The 17888-nt window shown below is 53.7% G+C and carries 18 protein-coding genes and 1 pseudogene; 8 read left to right on the forward strand and 11 right to left on the reverse strand.

The window, feature by feature from the left end; all coding sequences use genetic code 11:
• Window positions 1-306: 306 nt before the first annotated feature.
• The gene (locus QZ326_RS05165; RefSeq protein ID WP_295742136.1) at window positions 307-741 is read right to left on the reverse strand and encodes a polymer-forming cytoskeletal protein; all 435 of its coding nucleotides are present in this window, start codon (window positions 739-741) and stop codon (window positions 307-309) included.
• 930 nt (window positions 742-1671) lie between these two features.
• Here QZ326_RS05165 and QZ326_RS05170 point away from each other — a divergent pair.
• Window positions 1672-2055, forward strand: coding sequence for a BlaI/MecI/CopY family transcriptional regulator (locus QZ326_RS05170; RefSeq protein ID WP_295742139.1), 384 nt, complete (start codon window positions 1672-1674; stop codon window positions 2053-2055).
• Complete coding sequence (locus QZ326_RS05175; RefSeq protein WP_295742140.1) at window positions 2052-4595, forward strand: M56 family metallopeptidase; 2544 nt, start codon at window positions 2052-2054, stop codon at window positions 4593-4595. The genes QZ326_RS05170 and QZ326_RS05175 overlap by 4 nt, the downstream gene beginning before the upstream one ends.
• Window positions 4596-4805: 210 nt before the next feature.
• Here QZ326_RS05175 and QZ326_RS05180 read toward each other — a convergent pair whose 3' ends face one another.
• Window positions 4806-5687, reverse strand: a complete 882-nt coding sequence (locus QZ326_RS05180) for a LysR family transcriptional regulator (RefSeq protein WP_295742174.1) — start codon at window positions 5685-5687, stop codon at window positions 4806-4808.
• Between the two features lie 127 nt (window positions 5688-5814).
• Between QZ326_RS05180 and QZ326_RS05185 the strand changes: the two genes are divergently transcribed.
• The 5 genes from QZ326_RS05185 to QZ326_RS05205 all read left to right on the forward strand — a co-directional run bounded on the left by QZ326_RS05185 (window position 5815) and on the right by QZ326_RS05205 (window position 10220).
• Complete coding sequence (locus QZ326_RS05185; RefSeq protein ID WP_295742143.1) at window positions 5815-6057, forward strand: hypothetical protein; 243 nt, start codon at window positions 5815-5817, stop codon at window positions 6055-6057.
• Window positions 6042-7016 (forward strand): alpha/beta hydrolase, encoded by a 975-nt coding sequence (locus tag QZ326_RS05190; RefSeq protein ID WP_295742146.1) that lies wholly within the window; start codon window positions 6042-6044, stop codon window positions 7014-7016. The genes QZ326_RS05185 and QZ326_RS05190 overlap by 16 nt, the downstream gene beginning before the upstream one ends.
• Before the next feature lie 95 nt (window positions 7017-7111).
• Complete coding sequence (locus tag QZ326_RS05195) at window positions 7112-7696, forward strand: sugar O-acetyltransferase (protein WP_295742149.1); 585 nt, start codon at window positions 7112-7114, stop codon at window positions 7694-7696.
• Window positions 7693-8940 carry a cyclophilin-like fold protein gene (locus tag QZ326_RS05200; RefSeq protein ID WP_295742151.1) on the forward strand — a complete coding sequence of 416 codons (1248 nt, stop codon included), beginning with the start codon at window positions 7693-7695 and terminating at the stop codon, window positions 8938-8940. Before QZ326_RS05195 ends, QZ326_RS05200 begins: the two co-directional genes overlap by 4 nt.
• 137 nt (window positions 8941-9077) lie before the next feature.
• Window positions 9078-10220, forward strand: a complete 1143-nt coding sequence (locus QZ326_RS05205) for an aldo/keto reductase (protein ID WP_295742177.1) — start codon at window positions 9078-9080, stop codon at window positions 10218-10220.
• Between the two features lie 194 nt (window positions 10221-10414).
• Here QZ326_RS05205 and QZ326_RS05210 read toward each other — a convergent pair whose 3' ends face one another.
• From QZ326_RS05210 to QZ326_RS13395, 6 genes and pseudogenes are all read right to left on the reverse strand, one after another.
• The gene (locus QZ326_RS05210; protein ID WP_295742154.1) at window positions 10415-11254 is read right to left on the reverse strand and encodes a tocopherol cyclase family protein; all 840 of its coding nucleotides are present in this window, start codon (window positions 11252-11254) and stop codon (window positions 10415-10417) included.
• A gap of 237 nt (window positions 11255-11491) precedes the next feature.
• The gene (locus tag QZ326_RS05215) at window positions 11492-12085 is read right to left on the reverse strand and encodes a flavodoxin family protein (RefSeq protein WP_295742157.1); all 594 of its coding nucleotides are present in this window, start codon (window positions 12083-12085) and stop codon (window positions 11492-11494) included.
• Window positions 12086-12101: 16 nt separating this feature from the next.
• A complete protein-coding gene (gene yaaA / locus QZ326_RS05220; RefSeq protein ID WP_295742160.1) occupies window positions 12102-12860 on the reverse strand; it encodes a peroxide stress protein YaaA in 759 nt (252 codons plus the stop codon).
• A gap of 14 nt (window positions 12861-12874) precedes the next feature.
• Complete coding sequence (locus QZ326_RS05225; protein ID WP_295742163.1) at window positions 12875-13396, reverse strand: DUF6933 domain-containing protein; 522 nt, start codon at window positions 13394-13396, stop codon at window positions 12875-12877.
• A complete protein-coding gene (locus tag QZ326_RS05230) occupies window positions 13383-13844 on the reverse strand; it encodes a metallophosphoesterase family protein (protein ID WP_295742166.1) in 462 nt (153 codons plus the stop codon). Before QZ326_RS05230 ends, QZ326_RS05225 begins: the two co-directional genes overlap by 14 nt.
• A 21-nt stretch (window positions 13845-13865) precedes the next feature.
• Window positions 13866-14043, reverse strand: a pseudogene (locus QZ326_RS13395) (peptide deformylase); the annotation flags it as partial.
• 228 nt (window positions 14044-14271) lie between these two features.
• Here QZ326_RS13395 and QZ326_RS13400 point away from each other — a divergent pair.
• Complete coding sequence (locus tag QZ326_RS13400; RefSeq protein WP_365328423.1) at window positions 14272-14529, forward strand: transposase; 258 nt, start codon at window positions 14272-14274, stop codon at window positions 14527-14529.
• A 724-nt stretch (window positions 14530-15253) separates the two neighbouring features.
• Here QZ326_RS13400 and QZ326_RS05235 read toward each other — a convergent pair.
• The 3 genes from QZ326_RS05235 to QZ326_RS05245 form a co-directional block, all read right to left on the reverse strand.
• The gene (locus tag QZ326_RS05235; protein ID WP_295742169.1) at window positions 15254-16063 is read right to left on the reverse strand and encodes a serine protease; all 810 of its coding nucleotides are present in this window, start codon (window positions 16061-16063) and stop codon (window positions 15254-15256) included.
• Between the two features lie 109 nt (window positions 16064-16172).
• Entirely contained in the window at window positions 16173-17552 is a 1380-nt protein-coding gene (locus tag QZ326_RS05240) for a P-loop NTPase fold protein (RefSeq protein ID WP_295742170.1), read from the reverse strand.
• A 106-nt stretch (window positions 17553-17658) separates the two neighbouring features.
• The coding region (locus QZ326_RS05245; protein WP_295742172.1) for a recombinase family protein at window positions 17659-17888 on the reverse strand (230 nt) is incomplete at its 5' end.

Raw genomic sequence — 17888 nt, forward strand, 5'->3', positions numbered from 1 at the left:
TTGTCCCGCAGGTGGTAGTTGGACATCACCGTGTACCCCTTGTTCCTCTCCACGCGGAATACTGGCATGGTTCTCCGCTCCTTTCGGTGTCTGGACATGAAAAAAGCGGCGTCCCATCTCCCCGGCAGGGGATATGAACGCCGCTCATGCGCCGATATTCGATTTTTTAGTACATATCATGCTTGTCCGCCGCTCGAAAACCTTGATTTTCCTATACTTTCAGAAGTTACGTTATCTAACGTCAGCTTTGTTCCGCCCACTGTTCGCTTTAACCATGTATATGACGTGGTTCAATATGGTCAGCCGTCAATATAAAAAAACGGGTTCTTGCCCTGCCCCTGTCATTGTACAGCAGCCATTCAACTGGCCGCCGTCATAAATCAGAAAAGATGCCGTCATGATGTCCCCATTGAGGTCCCCTGTCATTTCCAGCTGCAGCAGGTCTTTCGCAAAAACATTGCCCTCTACGCACCCGGCCACATAAACTGTGTCTGCGTGAATAGGCCCCTTGACCACGCCGGTAACTGTTACGACCACAACGCCCGTTATTTCAACGGCTCCTTCGATGGTACCCTCCACCCGGAGCATCCCGCCGCCGCACAGATGGCCTGACACCGCCGTGCCTTTGGCGATGATTGTTTCGTTGGATGTTTCGGGAGGCTGGGAAAACTGGCCCCGTGCTGTATCCGCCGCTTCCATATGAACTTCCATCGTCCGCGTTTGCTTCTTCGAAGGTTTCATGACTATCAATCCATAAAACAGAGTGCTTTTCTATAAAGTGTGTTTCTTACTATAGCATATCTCGCTGGTAAAGTCGAGAGTAATTCAGAAGTATTTTTGCTTGTTGGTTTTATATTTTGAAAAGGTCCGTGCCCCTTGAAACGCAAGAACTGCAGGTAAAAAGCGGCTAAAATCGCTTTCCCCCAAACGGAACCCGCATCCTCTCTGCCAAAAATCCGGCGGATTTTGGCGGAAAGCGGAGAAATTCCCATGACAGCACAGTTTTACTTCAAGTCTGAAATGGAACAGTCATGGGAGTTGGGTAATGTCAAAAGATATGCGCAAATTCGTTTGCCGCTCTGGGGAAATGGGGTTAGGCAGCAATAGAGGTGTCCTCCAGAGAGGCCTCTAAGTGCTTCATATTTATGTATTTCTTGCCTTCCCACCGGGTACCGCTACGTGGCGGAGTCTGGCGCAGACCAGCATGAGGGCAGCGTGCGGCGGGCTTGGATACGCAGAGCCCGCCTGCCCGGCCGGGGCAATTGCACGTCCTCCGTCCTCCTTTTTCCGCGCGGGGCCGGCTGACATATCAGGACGGCGCCTTCTGCCCCCATGCGTACATCACCCGCGTGGCGGCCGCCGGATCCCACGCCTGTGCCCGCCGCAAGGAGGGCCGGCGCATGGAGAACTGGACCAAGAGGAATCCGGCTCCTGTGTGGGATGAGTAAATCCCCGGCCGCAAATTCCAAGTTTTCGGCAGGCGGCGCCCCCGGCTTTTGCCGGGGGCGCTTTTATACAGCCCGCCGCACAGCGGCGCGGATGCGGCATTTTGGAGCGGGTGATCCGGGAAATCCCCTGCAACCGCGGCGGCGATAAAATCAGCTTGACAAAAGGATGACATCGCGTTATATTTCTGATGTCAACATTGTGTATACATTAGGGGGGAAGCGCATGATACAGCAGATATCCGATGCTGAACTTGAAATTATGAAAATCGTATGGGGAAACCCGCAGGAGGTAACGCTGTTTCCCTATATCATGGATGGGCTGGCAGCCAGGGGCAGGCCGTGTCAAAAAAACACCCTGATCGTGCTGTTGTCGCGGCTGATGAACAAGGGGTTTTTGAGCGCCAGGAAAATCGGACGCCGCAACGAATATACCGCCCTCGTTTCGGAGACAGAGTACCAGACGGCGCAGACAAAAAACTTCCTGGACAAAATCTATGAGGGAAGCGCAAAAGGGCTGGTTTCCAATCTGATTATGGGCGACCTGCTGGCGGACGGGGAGTACGAGGAGTTGAAAAGACTGCTGGAGCAGGGGAGAGAGCAGCTATGAACGCAGTTTTGAAAATTTTTCTGTCCATGTCCGTTTCCGGCGGCTTGCTTATCCTGGTTTTGCTTTTGGGAAAGCAGCTGTTGAAAGACAAAATCAGCCGGCAGTGGCAGTATTATATCTGGCTGGTCGTTGTCTTGCGGCTGCTGCTCCCGTTCGGGCCGGAGGCAAACCTGTTGGGGAAAACCTATCAGGCTGTCGATCAGGCGGTCACCCGGGCCGCTCCTTTACCGCAGCCTGCACTGGGCGCTCCGGGAGGCAATCCTACCCCTGCCGTTGATTTGGGGCAGAACAGCGAAAACACAATTCGTCCGGCGGAAAATCTGACAGCCGCCCATCCGCTTCAGGATATTTGGACGCTGCTTATCAACCATGTCTGGCTGGTCTGGCTGGCGGCTGCACTGGGCCTGCTGATACGAAAGGTGACAATCTATCAGGGCTTTCTGCGGTATATCCACGCTGGACTGACCCCGGTTTCTGATATCGGGATGTTAGACCGGCTTTCCGCTGCTGCGGAGCGGGCAGGCGTCAGACAGCCTGTAGAGCTCTGCGTCAATCCCCTGATTTCCTCGCCGCTGCTGATTGGCTTTTTCCATCCGTGTATCGTGCTGCCGGGCGCGGAATTTGGCGAAAAGGATTTTCAGTATATCGTCCTGCATGAGCTGACGCATTACAAGCGGCGGGATATGTTCTATAAATGGTTGGTGCAGGTTACGGCCTGTCTGCACTGGTTTAATCCCCTTGTGCATCTTATGAGCCGGGAAATTACAAAAGCGTGTGAATTTTCCTGTGATGAGGCAGTTCTCGCAAAAATGGGATACGATTATGCGCAGGACTACGGGAAAACCCTGCTTGACGCGATGGCCGCAGTTGGGAAATACAAGGAAAATCTTGGCTCTGTCACTTTAAGCGAAAATAAACAGCTGTTGAAAGAGAGGTTAGAGGCGATCATGAGGTTCAGGAAGAAGTCAACGGCGGTGCGGCTTTTGACGGGAGCGCTGACGCTGTGCGTGATGTTCGGGGCGGCTTTCGTCGGCGTTTATCCCGCCGTCGCCGCAGGCGTGCCGAATTTAACCGATGTGGAAAAGCGATTGCTCTCCCGGTCTGATGATTTACCGGAGATAGAAACATTGGAAATCAAGGGGACGACATACTATCTTGTTCAGAACGAGGCCCAGCTCAGGGCAATTGGCGCGTACGGCATGGACCGGAATTATATGCAGCAGGCGGATATCCAGTTATCCGCGGATGAATGGACGCCCATCGGAACTTGGGATCACCCGTTTACGGGAACCTTCAACGGCAACGGGTTTGAGATTAGAGGGCTCACCATGACCGACCCGGACGCGGAGCTTGTCGGACTGTTTGGCGTTGCTAAAGATCATGCGCAGATCTATAATATTACTCTGCGGGATTATGACATCGCCAGTGCGGGTAAAAATGCCGCAGGCAAATCGGTCGGAGCGATCGTTGCGGTTGCCTACGGAGGCCGTTCCTATGATAATACCGTCTATCCCAGGGAAACAGACAACGGGGCTCTTTCACAGACGGAGCAGTACGCAGACAGCAGGACCCTTTCAAGGATAGAGAACTACTATGAGGCCGGCAGCCTGCCCCTGTTTCAGATAGCGTTCTCCCGGCTGGACGAGGAGGCTCAGGGGAAATGGCTGGATCGGATTTACGCGGACGAAGAGATCGCGTTTTTGGGCGCTGTTGTCAATCTGCTGGACGAGGACTGCGCCTCCATCCGGCATCTGGCGGAAACCATTTATGAGGATGGAAACACCGCGTTTTTTGCCGCCCTGGCTATGCAGATGAGCGAGGACACGCTGGAGGCCTGGCTGGACCGGGCGTTGGAGGACGGAAATTGGGCTTTCCAGTCTATGCTGTTTATCTTGCTGGACAGGGACGATGAATTCGATGTCCTGAAAGAACAGCAGGAAAGGGAATGGGCAGAAGCCCAGAAGGCGGAATACGGGGCGGTGGGCGTCACTATGGACGGCAAGGACTATTATTATCAGGGGAAGCTGGTCAACGTTTTTCTGGATATCCGGTCCAACAAATCCTTCTACACCCTGAATATGAACCCGAAAGGGACGGTCAATATCAAAATCGTCCGCGACGCGGACAACAAAATCACAGGCGCCGCCTATATGACAGAGGCGGAATTGACGGAACTGTTTGGCGATATGGATGACGCCGGTGTGGAAATTATCCCTGTTGATCTGAAAACTGTAGGAGCCGGCAAGACCGTTTTTCTGGGGGAATATACATTGTCCGAGGGAGACAAAATCCGGTATGACATTTCCGCGGAAACAGGAAGCGGGATGCAGGTTTTCTTCGCTGAGGACGAACAGAAGGATGCAGTCTATTGGTCCGTGCACAACCTGCGCCAACAGGGTGAGCCCCTGAAATGCACTGCGGATTTTACCGTGAAGCCTCCGGCAAAGCCCGGAAAATATAAACTGTTCATCCGGGCCGCGGACGGCGCTTTGGGAAACGTAAAGGGCAGTATTTCTTTGTCATTGGTAGCCGCATCTTAACTGTTTTTCGGAATGTTTAGAATTTCTGCCAGAGCAGCCCCATAATGGCCGGCGCAGCCGCTTTCGATGCAGGATACGAAAAGGAGACACGCGTGCGTGTCTCCTTTTTGGTGAAAGCATCTGCTTTAGAGGCGTGATTCCCGGTCTTCCCTGGCGGCCGTTCCCGGGGCGGGAGGCTCTGGCCATGCGGAACCGGGGGAGGAGACCGCATCATGCCTCCGGCAGCGACAGCTTCAGCTGCCGGATAAAAACCTCCGCCGCGCTGGTGAACACCTGATACTTCTTCCAGGCCAGATACATCCACGACTCCAACTTCGGCTCCAGCGGGCGAAAACACAGGCTGCCGCCGCTGGGGAGCGTGACCAGCTGGTCCAGTGTCAGGAGGCAGCCCACGCCCTCCTCCACCGCCAGGACCAAGGTGTTGACCAGGTTGCCGGTAGCCGCTACTCTCAGTTTTTCGTGGTCGTAGCCCAGCCAGCCGGAGAGTCCGTTCTCCCCTGTCATCTGCCGGGAGGAGATCAGCGGCACCTCCCGCAGATGCCCGGGCCGGATGCGCTCCAGCTCCGCCAGCGGATGATCCCTCCGCATCAGAACGCCCCAGGTATCCGGCCGGGGCAGGCGCAGATAGTCATACTTGCTCATGTCAATGGGTTCGATCAGAGTGCCGAAATCGATCAGTCCCCGGTCCAGACGCTCCGTCACGTCATAGCCGTCGCCGCTGAAAAAGTGAAAGCGGATATTGGGATGCCGCTCCTGCACCTGTTTGACGGTCCGCACAATCAGGCGCATCCCCTCCGTCTCGCCGCCGCCAATATAAATATCGCCGCTGATACTCTCGTCCGAGGCGCTGACCTCGGCTTTTGTTTTTTCCATCAGAGATACGATCTCCTCCGCCCGTTTCCGCAGGAGCATCCCCTCCTTGGTCAGTGTGATCCGCCGGCCGCGGATGAAGAGCTGCTTTCCCAGCTCCTGCTCCAGCTCCATCAGCTGCTTGGACAGGGGCGGCTGGGTCATGTGCAGCGCCTCTGCCGCTCCGGAAATCGTCTGCTCTCTCGCCACTGCCAGAAAATATTGCAGTACCCGAATGTCCATCATACCGCCTCCTTGGCTCCAGTATAATGCCTCAAAATATATCTTTCAAGTATAATTCGATATTCTTTATATGTATTTGCTATTTTCCGGAGGAGCATCTATACTGAAGCTGCAAGGAGATGGGAGCATGGATGAGCTGAGATCGCAGGAGTCTGTGACTCGGAACCTGATGGACGCGGGCTGCGGCGAGGAATTGATCCGGCAGTTCTGGGCGCTGGACGCCGCGGGAAAAAAGCGGGAAAGCCTCGCTCTGCTGGCCCGTCACCGCCAGAGACTGCTGGACTGCTGCCACGCAGAACAACGAAAGATCGACTGCCTGGACTATCTGATCTATCAATTAGGAGGAATTTCAAAATGGAAGAAAAGCTGATTCTAACGCAGGAGTGGGATAAGACCTTCCCAAAAAGCGAAAAGACCGATCACCGCAAGGTGACATTCCATAACCGCTATGGCATTACCCTGGCCGCCGACCTCTATACGCCCAAAAAAGCGGATGGCAGGCTGCCCGCAATTGCCGTCTGCGGCCCCTTCGGCGCGGTGAAGGAGCAGGCCGCCGGCCTGTACGCCCAGACGATGGCGGAGCGGGGCTTTCTGACCATCGCTTTTGATCCATCCTTTACCGGCGAGAGCGGCGGAACGCCTCGCTATATGGCCTCCCCGGACATCAACACCGAGGACTTCCAGGCGGCAGTGGATTTTCTCTCCGTGCAGGAGAATGTGGACCAGGAAAAAATCGGCATCATCGGTATCTGCGGCTGGGGCGGTCTGGCTTTGAACGCAGCGGCGCTGGACACCCGAATTAAGGCCGCTGCAGCTTCTACCATGTATGATATGTCCCGCGTCAACGCCAACGGCTACTTTGACGCCGAGGACAGCGAGGAGGCCCGTTATACCAAGCGCAAGGCCCTGAATGCCCAGCGCATTACTGACTACAAGAGCGGTGAGTACGTTCTGGGCGGCGGCGTCGTCGATCCTCTGCCGGATGACGCGCCGTTCTTTGTGAAGGATTACTATGACTACTATAAGACGACGCGGGGCTATCATCGCCGCTCCCTCAACTCCAACGGCGGCTGGAACAGGACCGGATGCATGTCCTTCCTCAACCAGCCCATCCTGGCCTATGCGGGTGAGATTCGCAGCGCCGTTCTGGTGATGCATGGGGAAAAGGCCCACTCCTGCTATTTCAGCAGGGATGCCTTTGCAAAGCTGACAGGGGACAACAAGGAACTGCTGATCATTCCGGACGCCGTTCACACCGACCTGTATGACCGGACGGACATCATCCCCTTTGACAAACTGGAAGAATTCTTCAAAAGCTATTTGAAATAGGAAGGTGCGTCAGAGTGTTTTCGGAGGCGGCGGGAGCCTGCCGCCGGAATGATCCGCCGGACCAGCTTTAACCGGTAAAGACGGAGGTACGTGTCATGGAGCAAAAAGAGGTATTGGAGCAGATGAGACAGGGCATCCCGGTTTTCGGCGGCTCCCCGGCCCATCAGGCGATGCATGACCTGGCCCAGGAGGCCCTGCGGCTGACCATGGAATTGAACGGGCGCTACCACACGCCGGAGGAAATTCGGAAACTGTTCTCCCAAATCATTGGAAAGCCGGTGGACGGCAGTTTCCGTATGTTTCCGCCCTTCCACACGGACTGCGGCAAAAATATCGCAGTCGGCAGGCGCGTATTCATCAATGCCGGCTGCTGCTTCCAGGACCAGGGGGGCATCACCATCGGGGACGGCTGTCTCATTGGACACCAGGTGGTGCTGGCCACCATCAACCACGGTTTTTCGCCGGGAGAACGGGGAGACAACTATCCGGCTCCCATCACCATCGGCAATCACGTCTGGATTGGGTCCAGGGCCGTCGTCCTTCCCGGCGTCTCCATTGGAGACGGGGCGATCATAGCCGCGGGCGCGGTGGTTACCCGGGATGTGCCGCCCAATGTGATAGCGGGCGGCGTCCCTGCCCGGATCATCAAACATATTGAGACAGAGGAGGCAGGAATATGAAAAGGCGTTTTTCGGCGCTTGTATTGGCAGTTTGTACATTCTGCCTTTTGACTGTGACCTCCTGCTCGGCGGCGGAACGCTCCGCTGCCGGCGGCACGGACACCGGACAGCTCACTTCCAAACCTGTCCGGACCGCCGGCTTCTCTGATGTCCCTGCCGGTGCCTGGTACGCCGAGGCGGTGGACTACTGCCGGCAGCACGGCATTATGGGCGGAACTTCCGAGGGCGCCTTCGCGCCGGAGGCGGATCTGACCCGCGCAATGCTGGCCGCCATACTGTACCGTATGAGCGATACACCTGCCGTGTCCGGCGCTCCTGCCTTTACGGATGCGGCGGCCGGGTCCTGGTACAGTGACGCGGTTTCCTGGGCGGCGAAAAGCGGCGTGATCTCCGGCTATGGCGGCGGCGCCTTCGGCGTGAATGATCCTGCGACGCGGGAGCAGGCTGCCGCTATACTGTGGCGCTATGCGGGAAGCCCGGAAAGCGCCGCAGCCACGAATGTCTCTGATGCCTCATCCATTTCCGGCTGGGCGCAGGCGGCAGTCCGCTGGGCTGGCGCCAGCGGCATCCTGGAGGGCATGCTGGAAAGCGGCCGTTTTGACCCAAAGACAAATATCAAACGGGGGGAAGCTGCTTCTATGCTGTATCACTATTTAACGGCGGAAACATCGGATTCTGGGCGAAAAATTACCGTATCTGTCAGCGGGCAGCGCTTTGAGGCGGTTTTGTATGACACCCCGGCGGCGGATGCCCTGTGGAAACAGCTCCCAATGACGGTGACCATGCAGGAGCTGAACGGCAACGAAAAATACTGTGATCTGCCTGATGCGCTTCCAACAGGTGCCGCCAGACCTGAGAAAATCCAAACGGGGGATTTGATGCTGTTCGGCTCGGACTGCCTGGTACTGTTTTACCAGAGCTTCACGACTTCTTATTCCTACACCCCTCTTGGACGGCTGACCAATCCGGCTGAGCTGGGCCGGGCTCTGGGGGGAGGCGGCGTGGAGATTACTTTTGCGCGCCAGGAGGATGTCCCCCCGGACCTTGCCGGGAAAACGCTGGTGGCCTATTTCTCCGCCACCAACACCACACGCCCGCTGGCGGAGTATGCGGCGGATATTTTGGGCGCGGACCTCTATGAGATTGTGCCGGAGGTCCCTTACACAGATGCAGACCTAGCCTATTATACCAACGGCCGTGCCGACCGGGAGCAAAACGACCCCGCCGCCCGCCAATGTCATTAAGTTAAGGAAATTTACCCAATAATGGGGTGCAGAAATATTTTGGATTCTAAGTGCTTAGCTGAAATCTAAGAACATTTTGATGCCCCATTATTTGGAAATTGGTCTTATCTTAATGACATTGCGCCGCCCGCCCCGGCATTTCCGGCGGCGTGACAAACATGGATGACTATGACGTGGTATTCCTCGGCTATCCCATCTGGCATGGGCAGGCTCCCCGGATTATCAGCACCTTCCTGGAGAGCTACGACTTCACCGGTAAGACCGTCGTTCCATTCTGCACCTCCCATTCCAGCGGCCTCGGCTCCAGTGATACAAACCTGCATCCGCTGGCCGGCGGAGCGAACTGGCTTGCCGGACGCCGGTTTGCCGGAGGAACTGCCCGCGGTACGGTGGAGGAGTGGATCAACGGGCTGGAACTGCCCGGACCGGCAGGTCCGGCCTCCGGCAGGGCGGAGTTTCATTTTGATACCAGATCTGTCACCCTCAACAGCGGCTATGAAATGTCCATCAACGGCTTGGGGACCTACAGCCTCCGCGGGGAGACCTGCGTCAACGCGGTAAAGTCAGCTTTGGCCAGCGGTGTGCGGCTGATCGACACCGCCTCTGCCTATGGCAATGAGCGGGAGGTCGGCCAGGCCGTTCGGGAGGCTGTGGAGGAGCTGGGCATCCGGCGCGAGGAGATCTTCGTGATTACAAAGATTTATCCGGGCAGCGAAATGGCAGACCTGGAAGCATCCATTCAGGCGTGTCTGGACCGGCTGGGGCTCGACTATGTGGATATGATGCTCCTCCATCATCCTGACCGAAACGATGTAAAGGCGTATCAGGCTATGGAGCGGTTTGCAGAGGCCGAGAAAATCCGCTCCCTGGGCCTGTCCAACTGGTATGTCAAAGAGCTGGAAGAATTTCTGCCCCAGGTGACCGTCACCCCGGCGCTGGTGCAAAATGAAATTCACCCGTACTACCAGGAAAATGACGTGATCCCCTACATCCAGGATTTGGGCATCGTTGTCCAGGGCTGGTATCCGCTGGGGGGACGGGGGCATACGGCGGAGCTGCTGGGCGATGAAGTGATTTCCGGCATCGCGGAGGCCCACGGCGTATCCTCCGCCCAGGTGATTCTGCGGTGGAACCTGCAAAAGGGCGTGGCGGTGATTCCTGGTTCCAGCAATCCTGACCATATCAGAGAAAATACGGAGCTTTATGCGTTTTCCCTGAGCGACGGAGAAATGGCGCGGATCAATGCCCTTGACCGAAACGAGAAACACGATTGGTATTGACCCGGCAGAAAAGAGGGGAACCGCCGCGTCAGGCGGTTCCCCTCAGAGCGATTATTTTTGCGCAGGAACTGTCTGCACAAATTTGGTGCTTCGGCAGTGGCAATATGTGCCGCAAAATGGCGCTGTCATACCTGATTGCCGGAAGGGTGCAACGGTTCTTCGAAAATGGGTGCATATTTTGCCGGTAACGGCAATCAGCCTGCTGAGGAAAACTCAAAGCTGGCATTCGGGTCTGTGTGCTGAAACAGGAGGTCTTTCCCGTGCCAGAAGCGGTAGCACACTTTTGCGCAGAGGCTCTCGTGAATGGTGCGCTCCATGCGGCCCTCCACCGGGGCGCGGAGGGGCTGTCTCCGCTCGTTCAAGAGTTCCGCTTCCAGGCGGTACCTCCCCTGAAGGATGACCGCTCCGGAAGAGGACCACGCCTCGATTTTGGCGCCCCGGTAGGTTGCCAGGCGGTATTCCCGGCCGCCGTAAAAAACGGAACAGATACAGCCGGTGAAGCCGCCTGCCGGCAAGGGAACCGTTGCAGACGCAAGCATCAGGCTGCCGGGCTCCGGCCCACCCCAAATGCACTGGGTCCAGAGGTACGCGCTGGGAAAGGAGCGGCCCCGGTCCGTCTCGATATATCCAATTCCGCCGGAGAAGTCCAGACGCCCGCCGTTGAGCTCCAGCGTTCCAGCCAAGGAGTGTCCCATGCTGATGACGCCGTGGGAACACTGCATCCCCGCAAAAAACCGGAACGGCCCCATGATATCGGACCGCAGGACAGTGAAGGGGCCGTAGCGCAGGGCGCCATGGAGAGAAAGACCGTCCCGTTGAATGTGGAGGCTGATTCCCTGACTGGTAAAGCTGGACTGCCCGATTTGGACCCGAAACGGCTGCCGGGAAACCTGCAGCTGCGCCTCCGGGTACTCCAGCCACCATGACCCGTCGTTTGAAACGACCTGGAGGGACGCAGTGCGGCGGCCCCTGCCGTCAATATGGAACGCGGGGATCAGCGCGAGGGTCTGCCCCTGCGGAGTCTGGTGCTTCAAATACCACCCTTCAAAATAGGGCCCTGTTCCATCTGTGCCGCGGAAAAAACGCATGATTTTCATCACCCCTGATTCAGTTTTCCCTGAATTGGGGGATTTTATATGAAATTACTCCCAGCCGGGAAACGGCTTAAGACTGTATCCGGAGGATTAGGCCTTGTTTGAAAGGTGTCAAAACGCCTTGAGCGGCGAAAAAATCTCCCGCCGTTGAGCATTTCGCCATTGCTCAAACAAGGCCTAATCCTCTGGGGGATAGGGTGTCTGCCCAAAGGCAAAGGCCCGTTCCAGATGGTTTGTTTTTCCGATCTGAGGCGGGCCGTTGGTGTCTCCGCAGCCGCCCGCCAGCAGCGTTCCCCGGTCGTGAAACCCGATATAATTCACCAGGGCAAATTTGTAGTACGACTCCGCCTGCCGGAAGGTCCAGAAGAAGTCGTCCGCCGCCGTCATCAGCAGGGCGCAGTCCTTGACTGGGTACTTCTCATAACGGCCCAGCGGGGGAGCGGGGTCTTCCTCCGCGATGCAGTAGAATCGCTCGATAAACGCCTTGACCCGGGCCGAGAGGGTCCAGAAATACAGCGGTGAGGCAAACACAATACAGTCCGCCGCCCTGATCGTGGGGACCAGACCGTTGAAGGCGTCCCGCTGGACGCAGGGTTTTCCATAGCGGCAGGCGTTGCAGCCGAGACAGCCCTTGACCTCATTTTTTACCAGGGAGACGGTTTCCACCCTGTGGCCTGCGGCCTCCGCCCCTTGTATGAAAGCCTCTGCAAGCTGGGCGGTGTTGCCCTTGGGACGGCCTCCGCCCAGAACGGTCAGGATCTGTTTTCCCATATTACTCCACTCCTGTTCAGTTGGGATTTTTCAATTGTTTGATAAATACATCTCGATTTTCCGCGGACAGCTCCGCCTGGAAGCGGTAGCCCAACTGGTCAAAGGCCCGGATATCCGCCCGGTCTGTGACGCTGCGCTCTGCCAGCCAGCGCACCATCTGTCCCCGGGCCATCTTGCACTGGGTCCCCTTCTCGATGACCTTGCCGCCCTTCAGCTCACCGAAGACGCAGGTGACAAACCGGACGGACCCGGGCAAGCGGGACTCCACTGCTTTGCTGTACTCCTTGGAGGCCAGATTCAGCACAAAATCCGTCTCGGAGGCCAGCTGCCGGGCCAGACGGTCTCCCCAGAACTGGTACAGCTCCCGGCAGCCGTCCACTGCCAGCCTGGCCTGCATCTCCAGCCGGTAGGGGGTCACGCCGTCAAAGGGCCGCAGCAGGCCGTAGAATCCGGAGAGGATTCGCAGGCGCTCCCGGAGGTAGTCCAGATGGGCCGTTTCCATCACGCCGGGGGCCATGTAGCGGTATTGGATGCCATCGTAGGAGAGAATCGCCGGGGTAAGACTGCGGCGCAGGTCCATTTGTTCCAACCGCTCCACGTTCAGCTTGGCAATGGCGCCGCTGCACTTCCAGAGAGCCTGCAGTTCCCTGGGTGACATGCTCTGAAGGGCGGCCTTCAGCTGTTCTGCCTGCTCCAGAAACTGGGGCAGGCCGTCTGCGGCAAAGCTGTCTGTGTCCGCCACCATTTTTTTGGCCGGGGCGATGATGATGCGCATGAAAGTCTCTCCTTTCAGATCCGGGAAACCATCTCCGCCAGCCGCTTCGCTGCCGGGGCCAGACCATCCGCGCCCACACAGCGGCCGGGTTCGGCATTAACAAGCTGGTCCAGCAGGGGCTGGCTCCGGCCACTCTCGTCCAGGGCCAGCTCCGCAGACATCACGTCTTCCCAGGCGCGGTTCAAAAATGCCACTTCCCGTCGGCCATGGGTCTTGGTGAACAGCGGCGGTTCTGAGCCGCACAGCGCCGCCGCTGCTTCCGCGGGAAAACCGGCGCAGGACAAGCTGCGGCTCAGTCCCTCCGAAAAGACGTCCGGCAGGCGCTCCCACTCCGGACGGCTGAGGTCATAGAGAACAAACATATATCGGGTGTAACCGTGGACCGCCAGCAGGCTGGGGCGGCTCCGCATGGGGATGACGTGGAGGTCCCAGCAGAAGCGGCGGTCCGGTTCCTGGCCGTAGGGAAGCGCCTTGATTTTCAGGCGCCGTTGGAGGGGGATGGTCAGCCCCAGCTCCATCACGTTACTTTTTCTCATGGGGAATCACCACTTTTTCTGCTTGGGTGCGTCCATTGTCAACGGTCATGACGGCGAAAGTGATTTCCTGGTCGAAGCGCCGTCTGCCGCAGCTGCCGGGATTCAGCCATAGTACACCGTCCCGCTTCTCGCAGGCGTACTTGTGGGAGTGGCCGTAAATAACCACGTCTGTATCAGACAAGTCCGGGGGAATGTCCTTTTTGTTGTGAACCAGAAAAAAGCGGACTCCCTCAACGGAAAAGGTCAGGCTTTGCGGCAGATCCTCCGCCCACTCCTTGTCGCTATTGCCCCGGACGATGTAGAGGGACGCATACTCCCGGAGCCTGTCCGCAATGGCCTGGGTATTGATATCTCCGCCGTGGATGATGATGTCCGCCTGGGACAGACAGTCCAGCACCTCCGGCCGCAGCAGGCCGTGGGTGTCGGATAAGACAATGAAACGCTTCATAGAAATCCCTCCCGGTTCAAATCAAAATTCTCCCCGCCAGTGGTCAATCTCGTGCTGGATGATGTGAGCCGGCCAGCCGCTGAAGGTCTTGAAGCGGGCCTGGAACTGCCCGTTTTTGATACTGCACCCCGATGGACTGCCGGCGTCTGGCCTTCCGGGTGCCGGTGAGGGAAAGACAGTTCTCCTCTGCCTCGCAGGGGGCCGGACTTTCAGGCGAAGAAAGCTTCGTCCCGCACAATCTCTCGTACCATGATATCATACCTCCGGTATACACTTCCCACAGCGGGAAATTTGTGGTACATTTCTCATAAAATAGCACAAGCACGGGAAAAAAGCAAATTGCACTTGTGTTGTTGATGACGACTTGAGGCGGCTCTTGCTTAGAACCTGTATTCACCAGTGGATAAGGCAGTGGTAGAATAGGGGTATGGAAGAAAACAGGCGAAAGAGGCATCCCAGCGACTTGACCGATAAACAGTGGGAAGAGATAGCGCCACTGTATGGGGGAATGCGCAAGTGCACATGGAGTAAGCGGGAATTGACGGATGCAGTGCTGTATTTGGTGGATTCGGGGTGCAAATGGAGACAGTTGCCTCATGATTTTTCGCCGTATTCAACCGTACACAGTTTTATCGCCGTGCCCGGATCAGTGGGCTATGGGATACCATTCTGGAGCATTTTGTAAAAAGATGCGAACAAATGCCGGACGCAAGGAGAGTCCAAGCTGCGCAATCATTAATTCCCGGAGCGTAAAAACGGTAGCAGCCAACGAAGGACGCGGAATTGACGGAGGGAAAAAACGAAAGGCAGGAAGCGGCACATCGTAGTGGATGTGCCGGGCTGCTTGTTGTCTGTTGTGGTTCATTCCTCCAATATTCATGACACAAAAGGCGGGATATTTGCCGCAAAACGAAGGTATGGGCAACATCCGTTATCCAAAAGTTCTGTGCAGATGCTGGATATCGCGGCACTTTTGTTGCGGATGCGAAGGAACAACTCGGCCTTCAAACGCAGTTTTTTCCATGATATGTACCTCCGAAGTGTTGGATTTCCCGCAATTCAATCACATTCGGCTGACCTGACAAAAAGTTTGAGAGCCACTTCCTTACGAAGCGGCTCCCAAGTGCGGGATTTTTGCCTGCATCTTTTTTGTCAACACAGGTTGGAATAAGCGGTCAAAATCGATTTTTATAGATTCGCATCTAAAACCAGATCAAATCATAGTGAAATGGGTTCAATTGGGAAAAGAGGAGTAGCGCAATGAGTGCGCTCTGATATTTGGAAAAAGTCGGAGCAAGCAATATGAAATTTGCTCCGATGTGCCTTGTGTTGATGAAAAAGATACACGTTTAGAAGCTTAATAGTGTGAAATATCCAGTGTTTTCATATTTTGCGGATAAATACAGTTCTTATAAGAGTGGCTTAAAATCCAACAATTTCCGTGCGTGAACAGCAATACCAAGTCCATTTGGGATACTAACTGCAGTTTTTCCAAGTGCAGTGTTATGCTGTTTGATTTCAGTAATCTCACCTGTGATTGGATGGAGGTAGACAGCTCGATTAATGCCTACGAGCTTTATTCGAGTTCCTATCATTAAACCATCTTTTCCAGAAAAATGCCCTTCATTATAAATAAGCACTGGAGAACCGCTTGAACCGCCATATATAGCTGCATCTATTACGAAACATGGAGTCCCATTAAAATCATAATGTAAAGATGAAGCGGTAATTCCTTTTCGAACTAGCGGAAGATTATTAGTCTCATCCCAAAGTCCATCTGGATAACCAATAATCGTAACATCTTCAATATGTGAAAACTCATTCGTCTCCTCCGTGGTAGGGAGGTCTTTTTCAGTCGCAAAAACCATATATAAGTTATACTCGTCTGGTTTATACTCTTTGTAAAACTGATGTATTGGAAGTACACACAAATCAACGTTATTGTCTGGATGAAAAATCCAAGCTTTTTCAAAATTCGATATTTGATATGTATGGTTTTTCCCAGGAATATAATTATGACTATCATCGCAAAGAGAAAAAACAAGGTAACCTGTGGTTGCACCACGAACAACGTGTTTATTCGTTACAATGACTGGTATAGTTACGCCTTCTTTGGAAGTAGAATATTGAAAGAAAAATCCTGTTCCACATGACTGACCATGTGGAGTATCGCACACTATACGAATCGTTAAATGAATTAGAGATTCAGATGCCGTCATTGTGACAGTCCTTTCCATATATGGCCGAAATATTTATAATTATAACATAAGATTCATTAAAAGCATTTTGGTTCCGGGCTTACAAACGCTGAACTCATATTTCAAAGTTTTACTCAAATTGATATTCTGACTGAGGAGAAAGCATTGAAGCAATTTCTTCAATACAACGATATGTAGAATATTCGAAAGTCATTTCTCCAATGGTAATTCCGCGTCGCCCCCGTTCAACTGACTTCGAGAAAAGAGCAGTATATACTTCTATCAGTCTGTCCGACAATGGAATGGGCTTTTGCCCTTCTCCACGGTTTATGATTTGAGTTTCCTCATCATAAGTTTCCTGAGAAGAAAGGAGCCAGTTAACTCGAAGATTCACATTAGGGCGTAGTAGGATGTTGACCATTGGAGCTGGCTCAGAACCCATCATAAATTTGTTATACAATTCTATATCATACATTTGAAGAGCAAGCATAATGGGTACAATGTAACATGAGGCGAAGAGTTTTGCGTTTTCTTCTGAAAATCCTCTGGAATGCTTTTCAATAGCGTTGCTAGCTATTTTCATCATTCGTCCATATCGCTCTGTTTCTCGTAATGAAAATTTGAAATACTTTGCAGATTCAATCGAAACAATATCAAAAATATAATGTTGCCCCATATTAAGCTGATTGCTAATGAAAGCCTCTAAATCGATGCTTCGCAATGATATTCGCAAGTCAAAAAACTTATCTAAGTATCGTGTCGCATTATATTCTAAACCGTAATAGCTTTTCACTGTGGATTGCAACTGAGATAGACTTACCGCAAACACGAAAGTTACACGGTTATCGTCAAAGTAATGCTTAATTCGTTCTAAAAAACGAATTGCATAGTCTGGCTTGCAGCGATCAAGTTCGTCTATAAAGAAAATCAAACGATTTCCGTGTTCTTGAATTAAATGATCGATGAAGTCTTTGATCAGATTGCGCGTGTTATTTTCACTTTTCAAATCCCCAAAAGTGTCAGAGCCTTTTATCTGTTGCAAAAGAGTAGAAATATCATGGCCACTTAACGTAGAGGCAAGTGCAGCCACTACATCACTTAGAGAACGACTTTTTTCGGGCGTGAATTCGCTCTGATTGTTACTGATTGTAGCATAGATGAGCGATAAAATTGGATCATTATGGTTATCATTTATCCAGGCGTCATAATAGACCGTTGTATAACTTTCTGGAATTTTGAATTTAGAATTTACAGTTCCTAACGCAACTTTTCTGGATTCATCATCCATTGAGGAGCAGGGATTTTGAGCATCCAAAAGCAACTTTATTTGTTTTATGAAAAAAGTCTTACCTGAGCCCCATTCCCCATTAAGAGCTATTGAATAACAATCATCTTCCATGTTTGCTAAGAGTGTCATAAATTGCCTAATATCCTGAACTCGGCCTATTACATCAGATTTTAGTAATTTAAGTACGTTTTCATCAGTTGGTTTATAGCTATAATTTTTCATAGCCTACCTCCTTGCCGATGGTGTAAAAATGGAATATCCAAATACTAGATGAGTAATTGTTCTCCTTGCCTTGGCTTATCCGCATTCCTAAGTTTTCTTCATTTTATCAGAATGTGAAACTCATAGCAACCGTATTTTCAGGATTCTTCGCTCGTTTGAATTTCTCTTGCTGTACCGCCATAAACATCTCGTCAGAAATAATGGCCTCATGGGAACCGGTGTAGAGATACCGTTCCATGAGGCCATTGTTTTCGATCTGAACAGCGCCGGTGCTGAGCGTCTTCTGGAGCAGCACCCGTCCGGTGTATTTTTCATTGGAGAGCAGTTTGTCGATGG

The sequence above is a fragment of the uncultured Oscillibacter sp. genome, from assembly GCF_910587525.1.
Classification (GTDB): Bacteria; Bacillota; Clostridia; order Oscillospirales; family Oscillospiraceae; genus Oscillibacter.